The 8,183-nt window shown below is 61.0% G+C and carries 7 protein-coding genes; 4 read left to right on the plus strand and 3 right to left on the minus strand.

Annotation, left to right across the window (positions count from 1 at the left end):
- Positions 1 to 41: 41 nt before the first annotated feature.
- Positions 42 to 716 carry a GntR family transcriptional regulator gene (locus tag ACRQFC_RS04980; RefSeq protein ID WP_284883388.1) on the plus strand — a complete coding sequence of 225 codons (675 nt, stop codon included), beginning with the start codon at positions 42 to 44 and terminating at the stop codon, positions 714 to 716.
- 63 nt (positions 717 to 779) lie between these two features.
- Here the strand turns inward: ACRQFC_RS04980 and ACRQFC_RS04985 are convergent, their stop codons facing one another.
- Positions 780 to 1,469 (minus strand): ArsR/SmtB family transcription factor, encoded by a 690-nt coding sequence (locus tag ACRQFC_RS04985; protein ID WP_284883389.1) that lies wholly within the window; start codon positions 1,467 to 1,469, stop codon positions 780 to 782.
- 121 nt (positions 1,470 to 1,590) lie between these two features.
- On the opposite strand from ACRQFC_RS04985, the gene ACRQFC_RS04990 reads away from it, so the two are divergent.
- Positions 1,591 to 3,003 carry an MFS transporter gene (locus ACRQFC_RS04990; protein WP_284890321.1) on the plus strand — a complete coding sequence of 471 codons (1,413 nt, stop codon included), beginning with the start codon at positions 1,591 to 1,593 and terminating at the stop codon, positions 3,001 to 3,003.
- Between the two features lie 40 nt (positions 3,004 to 3,043).
- Here ACRQFC_RS04990 and ACRQFC_RS04995 read toward each other — a convergent pair whose 3' ends face one another.
- Together ACRQFC_RS04995 and ACRQFC_RS05000 are read right to left on the minus strand one after the other, a co-directional pair.
- A complete protein-coding gene (locus tag ACRQFC_RS04995) occupies positions 3,044 to 4,621 on the minus strand; it encodes an alpha/beta hydrolase domain-containing protein (protein ID WP_284890322.1) in 1,578 nt (525 codons plus the stop codon).
- 111 nt (positions 4,622 to 4,732) lie between these two features.
- Entirely contained in the window at positions 4,733 to 5,617 is an 885-nt protein-coding gene (locus ACRQFC_RS05000; RefSeq protein ID WP_087069705.1) for a helix-turn-helix transcriptional regulator, read from the minus strand.
- Between the two features lie 220 nt (positions 5,618 to 5,837).
- Between ACRQFC_RS05000 and ACRQFC_RS05005 the strand changes: the two genes are divergently transcribed.
- Together ACRQFC_RS05005 and ACRQFC_RS05010 are read left to right on the plus strand one after the other, a co-directional pair.
- Positions 5,838 to 7,280, plus strand: coding sequence for an MFS transporter (locus tag ACRQFC_RS05005; RefSeq protein WP_087069704.1), 1,443 nt, complete (start codon positions 5,838 to 5,840; stop codon positions 7,278 to 7,280).
- Between the two features lie 484 nt (positions 7,281 to 7,764).
- Positions 7,765 to 8,183: hypothetical protein (locus tag ACRQFC_RS05010; protein ID WP_284883217.1), on the plus strand; the 419-nt coding region annotated here is incomplete at its 3' end.

Raw genomic sequence — 8,183 nt, forward strand, 5'->3', positions numbered from 1 at the left:
CGGGCGCCTTTCGTGGTGAGATCTAGGTAATAATAATGGTCATGAAGCCGAAATATGCAGCCGTGTACGAAAGTCTCCTTGCGACCATTGCAACGCTGCAACCCGGTGCAAAACTCGATAGCGAACTGGAGCTTTCGCGCAAAATGGACGTGGCCCCCATGACGGTGCGCCGCGCCCTCACTCTGCTCGCTCAAGAAGGGCGGACCGTCGGCATCCCGGGGAAGGGTACTTTTGTGGCGGCCCCGCCGCCGGAAAAAACGCGCGAACCGCTACCTAGCCTCGAGGATCATCTACGCACTCGGCTCGATACCGAACTCATCGGCTGCGCTTTGCAGCGGGCCAGCTCCGCCCAGCGCGAAGCTTTCGGCCTGGATGCCGGTGAATTTGTGTACCTTATCCGCCAGCTGCGCACCGGGTCTGGCGTGCGCGGCGTCGAAGAAACTCATATCGACGCCAAGCATTTCCCCGACCTGCTTTCTGAGGATCTCAGCCGCCCGGTCCGGGATTGCCTCGAAAATGCTTACGGTTACCATTTGACGACGACGCAGCTCACCCTCACGCACGGCACCGCCAGTGCGGATGATGCCGAAATGCTCGAAGTGGAGCCGGGGAGTGGGGTGCTCTGCCTTTCCTGGGCGAGCGGCGACGATAGTGGGAAAACCCTTCTTCGCACCCGCGGGGTTTTCGCCGGCGAGCTGCGGCTGGAGGCGTGTTAGCTTTCGCGGTTCGCTAGGGGAGGTTCCCGTGCTGCGATGTCCCGCGCTACGGCTTGGGGTTAGCTAAGAATCTTTGTGGGGACTGCGCGGAATAATGGCCTGCAGGGTGACGAAAGGCGTGGCATCGTCCGTGGTGGCTTCCGCGGCATTTTCCGCGGTGGCGCCTGCGGTGGCGCCTTCTTGGTGGGCCGCCGCGGCCGCCTCATTATCCACTCGGTACTCCTCCACGAGCTCGTACATTTTCTTGGAAAGATCGGCAGCTTGCTCGCGGGTGAGGAGAACTTCCGCCGGGTGCAAGCTGGTGAACAGCGGACGTTCCTCCGGGTGGTTGGTGCGCGAGGTCATCGCGGCGAGCCACAGCGAGGTGGCCCACTCCAAAATCGCGGTGCCGGCCATGGTCACGCTTTTGGAGTATTCCGGATTAGGCAGGCTGGAATCGGTGGCCATGCGCGGGGAGGTAAGCGTCCACACCCGATCCCGCTTATCGCGAGCCTGGGTGGGATCCTCGCGAATCAGACCGCCGCGAGCCAGAATCCGCAGGTGGTAACTCATGGAATTGGCGGGTAGGTCCAGTTCTTCGGCCAGGTCAGCGGCGCGTGCGTGCCCTAGGCGGCTGAGGGTGTGAAGTAAACTTAAACGAACCGGGTGGGAAAGCGCCCGCAGCTGTTCGCGGTTGAGGCGAGTTGCAGTTTCTGTTGTGGTGGTCCCCGGTGCGGTACTGCTCGATTCGGGGGTGCCGTCAGATGAAGCCATGGGTTCATTGTAGCTGGAGTGCCCGACTGTCCTACATTCACAACAACTATTGCGCAATGTTGCGCAATTATAGTGGGAGGTGGAAGCCAGGGAAATGGCCAAAAATAGGCAAGGAGAATGCATGTCAAGCACGGCAAATGCGCCAGTCACGGTAACGGATCAGGTGACCGCCGAAAATCAGGTGCCCGGTTCGGAGCGTGAACCGGCCACCATCTGGGCTTCGCGCGAATACCGAGCCTGGTTTGCCGGTGACCTCCTCCAAGACCTGGGCGCCGGCATCGCGATGTTCGCTTTCCCGCTGGTCTGCCTGGCCGTCACTGGCTCCCCGGTACACGCCGGAACCGTGGGCTTCTTCCAAGGGGCGGGCACCCTGCTGGGCATCCTTCCCGGGGGAGTCCTGGCCGACCGCCACAACCGGCGCACCCTGCGCCTGGTTTCCTCCGGATTGGGCGTGCTCGCGCAGGTGGCGCTAGTGGCATTTCTCCTTACCGGCACCGCGAATGTGGCAAACCTCGCCGCGCTCGCTTTCCTGGATCGCCTGCGCAATTCGCTGCTCTCCCCGGCCTCCAATTCCATGCTCAAACAGGTGGTGCCCGGGCGCTTGCTGCCCAACGCCGTGGCCGCAAATCAGGGGCGCGACGCCGCAGTCACTCTGGCTACCGGCCCGGCCGGCGGTGCATTGCTCGCTATCAACCTCTACGTTCCTGCCCTTGCACAAATCATTGGGCAGGTGGCGAGCATGATGGCCACGCTGCGCATGCGCGGGGATTATCGGCCTGGGCGCCGCGAGAGCTCAGAAAGCCTCGCTCGCTCCGGCGGTGCCGAGCGCTCCAACGATTTCGAGCGCGCGGAAAACGCTGCCCGTTCCGGCCGCCTCTCCCGCGCGCTCGCGGAATTCAACGAATCCCTGCGCTGGATATGGGATCGCACTGCGGTGCGCGTGCTCCTCATCTGTGCCTGCCTGCTCAACCTGGGCTTGGCCGGCATGATGATGAGCGTGACCCTCGGCCTTGCCAGCCGCGGAGTCACGCCCGCACTCATCGGTCTGCTCGCCACCGCGCTCGGTTGCGGGGCGCTCGCCGGGGCCGTGGTCGCCGCCAAAGTGGTTGCCCGCGTGCCTTCCGGAGTGCTCATCGTGGCCGGATTCCTCCTGTGCGCCGGCGTCGTCGCCCTTGTGCCCTTCCTGCCCGGCCTGGGGTGGATCGGCGCGATGTACGCGCTGATGGGCCTCATTATTCCGGCCGTCAACGCCGCGGTCATGGGCCTCATCACCCTCATGACGCCCAACGAGCTCATGGGCCGGGTAGGTTCGGTCAGTCAGTTCTTCTCCTCCGGCGCGGCGGCTTTCGCGCCCGCGCTCGCGGGCTGGGGCATCGGCACTCTGGGCTGGGAACTCACCCAGAGTGCCTTCGCCCTTCCCACCGCGCTCGCGGCCTTCGCTATGCTGGCGTCTGCGCAGGTCCGACGCATTCCGGCCTCGCCACAGTGGGAGACTTACCTGGAAGAAACCGGTGCTTTGAGTGCGCGGGATTAAGGGCGACGCCGCACCTCACGCACCGGCAACTCGGGCGAAATTACCGACCCTGCGGTGAACTCAGAGGCGCCGATGCGCCGTTCACCGCGCGCTCCCACAGCTCGCGCTCCACGGCGTGGAGCAAGCGGCGGCCCACGGGCTCAAGGTACCCGGCCGCTTCCAGCGCGTCATCGACCTCATCGCAGGCAGCCTGGTAGTCCTTTAAGGAAGCGAAACGCCCCAGAATCGACTCGCGCGAGTGCAGAGTCATGAGGCCGTAGACAGGATTTTCCGGCGCTCCCGGAAGGAAGTCCGCAATGGGATGCGCCAGGAGGCCCAGTTCAATCCCGCCTGAAAGCAAACCGGAACCATCCTGCACCCACCGGTCACCCTCGGCATCAAACCAGGTAGAAGGCGCAGCCGGCACACCTTCCGCTGCCCACTTCTCTACCGCGGCCATGGAGCCGGTAATAATGGGCTCAATGGGCAGCACACTCAGCGCCTCCAAGAACGCCGTATCCATCTCGCGCGGGCGCCGCTTCGCCTTGACCACTTCCGAATTTTGGGGAATAACCCGCGAACGAGCATCGGAATGCTGGGAGCGCTTCACGTGCCAATGCCGGCGCAGCGGCCCGTCCCCCAAACGCAGGCACTCGGGGCTCGCCCCAAAGAGACTCACATCAGCCTCCGAAGAAGTGCTAATAATCGGCACATCAAGCTGGGCCGGCTCCACTACGTGAAATACAAAAGCCCCGCGGCGCTCCGTACCGGTCCCCGTCCCACCCAAGGTCAAAGTGCGCAGAATCTGGGGCGGAACCCCGGTCCCGTGCTGGTTAATCGCCTTGACGTACACCGATCCAACCCCGGGAGCGTAACCATCGAAGGGATGCGCCCCGTTTGCCAGCCGCAGCACATCGTGGAAATACGTGAGGTAGGTATTGGCGTACACCGAAGATTGTGACTGCCCCATGAGGAAAACATGCCCCGCCCTCGCAGGGCTACTCGGCGAGCGCAACCACGCAGACACCTGCGCAATCACATCCCACGCCAGTCCCTCTTCGCATTCGTCAAGCTGCATAAACGGATTCCAGCCCGGCTCCGTGGCATCAATCTGACGCGGCTTTCCACCCCAGCTCAGCTTCCCGTAACGCTCCGGATCAAAGGTCTGCAAAGCGGAAATTTGGATGGGCTTGGCCGTCACGGATACATAGGTGTGCCGCCTGCTCATCACATAATCCCAGGCCCGCCGCCAATCATCTTCAATGTCATATCCCTGGGAGGCATTCGAAATGGACACCCACGCCGTGCCCGAACTCCCTTCCGCCGGGCGCCGCACCAGCACGCGAGTGCAATACGGGATTCCTTCTTTTTCTACGACGACGCAGGCCGCCGGCTGAGCGCCGTCGGCCTTTTCCCCGCGGCCACCACGGCCCGCACCGTTTGCATCTGGCTCTGGCACAAAAGCGTAAACATTCGCGTTACCGGAAAGGAAATACTCCTCCTCCACGTAACCGTAAGTGGCTAAATCTAGCGGTTCGCGTGCGAAACGCATGCTGGAAAATGGGTGGCTGGTAGCGGTCGCGGGGATCGGGCCCGCGGCATCGGGAACCGGTACGGTCAGTGCTAGTGCGTTCATCATTTCTCCCTCGAAATTCTCTCCGACTGCGGTCAATCGTCAGCCTAAGTGCCCGGCTTGTGCGCGGCTTGGCATAGTGGGGGTGAAAAGAGGTTCCGCACCCGGCCCCGGGGACTAGTCCCTCAACATTTTCGGTCCGAACCCGTACTGAGCGGCCGCATCCAGGAGCTCCACCGCGTTGTGCACCCCGAATTTACGCATGAGGCTGCGGCGATGGCTGCGCACTGTATTGATCGAAATATGTAAGGCGGCAGCCGCCTCGGAATTGGTGAGCCCCTGGGCAATTTGCGTGAGTACGTCCTTCTCTCGGAGTGTAAGCGCAGGGGCATGCCTCGATTCGGTTCGCGGTGGGGTATGTTCAGAGGCGGAATTCTCCGGTGTTTCCGCGGTGATCTGAGTGGGGGTGCTTGGAAGCACGTCCCATACCTCCGCTAAACCATCGGAGTTGAGAATGGTTGCCTGGGGCGCGGCGCGTAGAAGCAAGGCGACCAGCGTGGAGAGCTGGGAAATCCGCGTGCGATCCGTCGCGGAGAAAGCCCCCGCGCGCGAATGGGATTCCAACCATAGGGTGCCCTGCAATTCCTGCCCGATGATGCAGGGTTGGATAACCGCGGAGGCGTGCGTAGCCGCGGAAGCAAAGCGGAATAACGGGCTCATCCGCTCGTAAGCCAGGGAAGAATCCGCGGGGAAAGAATAGAGTTCGGCTACCTCGGCCGGGGTGCGAGCCCAGTACTGTTCGCGCCGCCCGAGGGTCCTCCCGAAAGGCGAATTCTCCTCCACCACGAGGGTGGAATTGTAGTGGGGGAAGCCGTAAACCCCCAGAACCGCAAAAGCGTTCTGGCGCGGCAAAAAGGCGTAAAAATAAATGTAATCCGCATTCGGCGCCACGTCCGCTAGTAGGGCAACCACGTAACGTGCAATGGTGCGCCGATCCGTAGCCGCGTGGAGCGCCTGGATAGCATCCGTCAAACGCTGTGAGAATTGTAGATTCGTTCGCATTCCACATCACCATCCGCCAGGCGAATATTGGGTATTCGCCCCGTGAGCAGGGACTAGTCTACTCGTCTGAAAGTAGGGCAGGAGGGACCTTGATTCACCCCGATGACAGCGCCGCGCCGCGCGAGCAGCTCATTACGCTATCGCATGGGCGTAAAGGAACGCTCAGGAATAACCGCATATAACGGATGCGAAGCAGCTCCGTTGCGTGAAAGGATAACCAATGACGGACCCACACACGGTAACGGGTACCAGACCGATACCGCCGTCGGATAACAATGTCGTATCAACAGCAGCCAGCGGGGCGACGGGTGGGGAAGTGAGCCTGGAGAAATCCGCCAAGAAAGCCGCAAAATCTGGTTTTTGGGGCGCGGTTGCCGAATACTACGACTTCGGGCTGTACGGAACCGCATCCGCAGTCATCTTCCCCTCGGTCTTCTTCGGAGGCGGCGAAGATCCAACCCTGGCCAATATTGCTTCGCTCGCCTCATTCGGTGTTGCGTATTTGGCGCGGCCTCTCGGCGCTATCGTGCTCGGCCACCTCGGCGACGCGTGGGGGAGGAAGAAGACGCTTCTCCTCACTCTCGGGCTCATGGGCTTCGCAACCCTGGTTATCGGCTTCTTGCCTTCCTATGATTCGGTTGGTCCCGCCGCGGGTGTTATTTTGATTGTGATGCGGTTGATCCAGGGCTTCTCCGCGGGCGGTGAGCAAGCCGGATCCACGGCGATGACTTCTGAACTTGCCCCGCCGGAGAAACGCGGACGCCTCGTTGCTTTCACCATGCACGGGCTCCTTATCGGTATGTTGCTCGGCATCGCCGCTTTTATCCCGGTATCCAAGGATGAGGAATTCCTCCTCGGTGGGGGCTGGCGTATTCCTTACTTCGTTGCTATCCCGCTGGTGCTCTACGCCCTGTGGGTACGCATCAAGGCGGATGAACCGCGCGACGTATACGAAGCGCTCGCCCGCAACGAGGGCGCAGCGGCGCAGCACCCGGTCCAGAAAACTGCTGAAGCTACTACTAATAAGGGGAGCCTCGGCGACCTCTTCAAGAACCACTGGCGCCAAGTCATTCGCGTCATGGCGATGGGCCAGTACGCGATTACCGGTGCGCTACTCACGAACTACATGCTCAACTACGGAACCACCTACTGGGGGTGGGAGCGTTCCACTTTGCTGGCGCTCGCGACCCTAGCTATGGGAATCGGTGTTCCTATCCAACCGGTGTGGGCCGCGCTTTCGGATAAGATCGGGCGCCGGCCGGTGTACCTCATGTCAATGTTCAGCCTCGTGGTGCTGTTCCCGGCGATCTTCTGGGCAATTCAGCTCAAGAACGTGCCGCTGCTCGTTGTGCTGCTCTTCATTATCGGCTTGACCTTGGCCGGTGGAAATGTGGTGCAAGCGCCGATGTACAGCGAGATGTTCCCGACCCGCCTGCGCATGACGGGCTACGCGGTATCCACCCAGCTCGGCAATATTATCGTGGGCTTCACCCCGATGATCGCCGCCATAATCGTACGGCCCGGCGCTTTCGGCTGGCTGCCGGTGCTGACCTTCACCACCATCATGATGGGGCTTGGGATTCTCTCGTGCCTGTCCACGCCGGAAACCATGGGCAAGGTTATTACCGCTGATCTGGAGCAGGAAGTAAGAGCGGAAGCCTAAACGCGTTCGTAACGCACGTGATGGCGAAAGGCTTTTGAGTAAAAACAGACACCGCCGTCCGGTCCGAAGACCGGGCAGCGGTGCCTGCTTTTGGGCTAATAGACAAATGGTGGGTCTTATACCCGGACTTTCCCTTGCTATACCAACGAAAAGTCAGCCTTATTGAGGTCGAGCACCTCAATAAGCTGGCTTCCTTGACATGCGCTGCGTGACATGCCTCGACGGAAAACTCGTTCTGTCCGGGCTGCCACGCGCCACAGTCCCGGGGTAGGCAGAGGTGTCAGAATGCGCTTTCTGGGCCGTGTAGGCGCCATAGTGCGCGTTAGAGACATGAAATCGGATGCAAACGGGGCTCTCCCTCGCACTTCGTTTGCGTACCCGGTTCGTACGGCTCCGAGCCGGATCCAAGCCAACGACACGCCGTCATTAGACCCACTTTTGGGGGTGCGGACGGTTTCCTAGAGATTTTTAAGGAGAACGTTCAATGAGTAAGCGTACGTACACGAGAGAGCAGATCCGTAAAGCCCTCACCACCTACCAACGCACGCAATCGGTAACCGCCACAGTCCGTAAACTGGGCTACCCAGGCCGAGACACGCTCTACAAATGGATCCGGAATAGCAACGAGAAACCAGAGCAGAGAAAACCGAAGAAACACGCCCCTAACCAGAAAATATCAACGGACGTGAAAGTAACTGCCTGCAAGCGATTCCGCAGCGGGGAAAACGCCTACACTATCGCCCAGGATCTAGGAATCGTGAACTGCACAAACATCTATGCTTGGGTTAAAAAGTGGGATGCGGAAGGCAGTCTAGGACTCATGAACGAGAAAGAATGCGACCAGATCAAAGCGAAAACCCGCCACCAACTGGAAGCCCAGCTACCCCAAGACCCGGAAGAATT

Origin of the sequence: Actinotignum inguinis (genome assembly GCF_051265835.1) — a bacterium.
Classification (GTDB): domain Bacteria; phylum Actinomycetota; class Actinomycetes; order Actinomycetales; family Actinomycetaceae; genus Actinotignum; species Actinotignum timonense.

Excerpts from the sequence above, each read along its gene's own strand:
- ACRQFC_RS04980 (WP_284883388.1), top strand. The coding sequence starts at position 42 with ATGAAGCCGAAATATGCAGCCGTGTACGAAAGTCTCCTTGCGACCATT.
- ACRQFC_RS04985 (WP_284883389.1), bottom strand. The coding sequence starts at position 1,469 with ATGGCTTCATCTGACGGCACCCCCGAATCGAGCAGTACCGCACCGGGG.
- ACRQFC_RS04990 (WP_284890321.1), top strand. The coding sequence starts at position 1,591 with ATGTCAAGCACGGCAAATGCGCCAGTCACGGTAACGGATCAGGTGACC.
- ACRQFC_RS04995 (WP_284890322.1), bottom strand. The coding sequence starts at position 4,621 with ATGATGAACGCACTAGCACTGACCGTACCGGTTCCCGATGCCGCGGGC.
- ACRQFC_RS05000 (WP_087069705.1), bottom strand. The coding sequence starts at position 5,617 with ATGCGAACGAATCTACAATTCTCACAGCGTTTGACGGATGCTATCCAG.
- ACRQFC_RS05005 (WP_087069704.1), top strand. The coding sequence starts at position 5,838 with ATGACGGACCCACACACGGTAACGGGTACCAGACCGATACCGCCGTCG.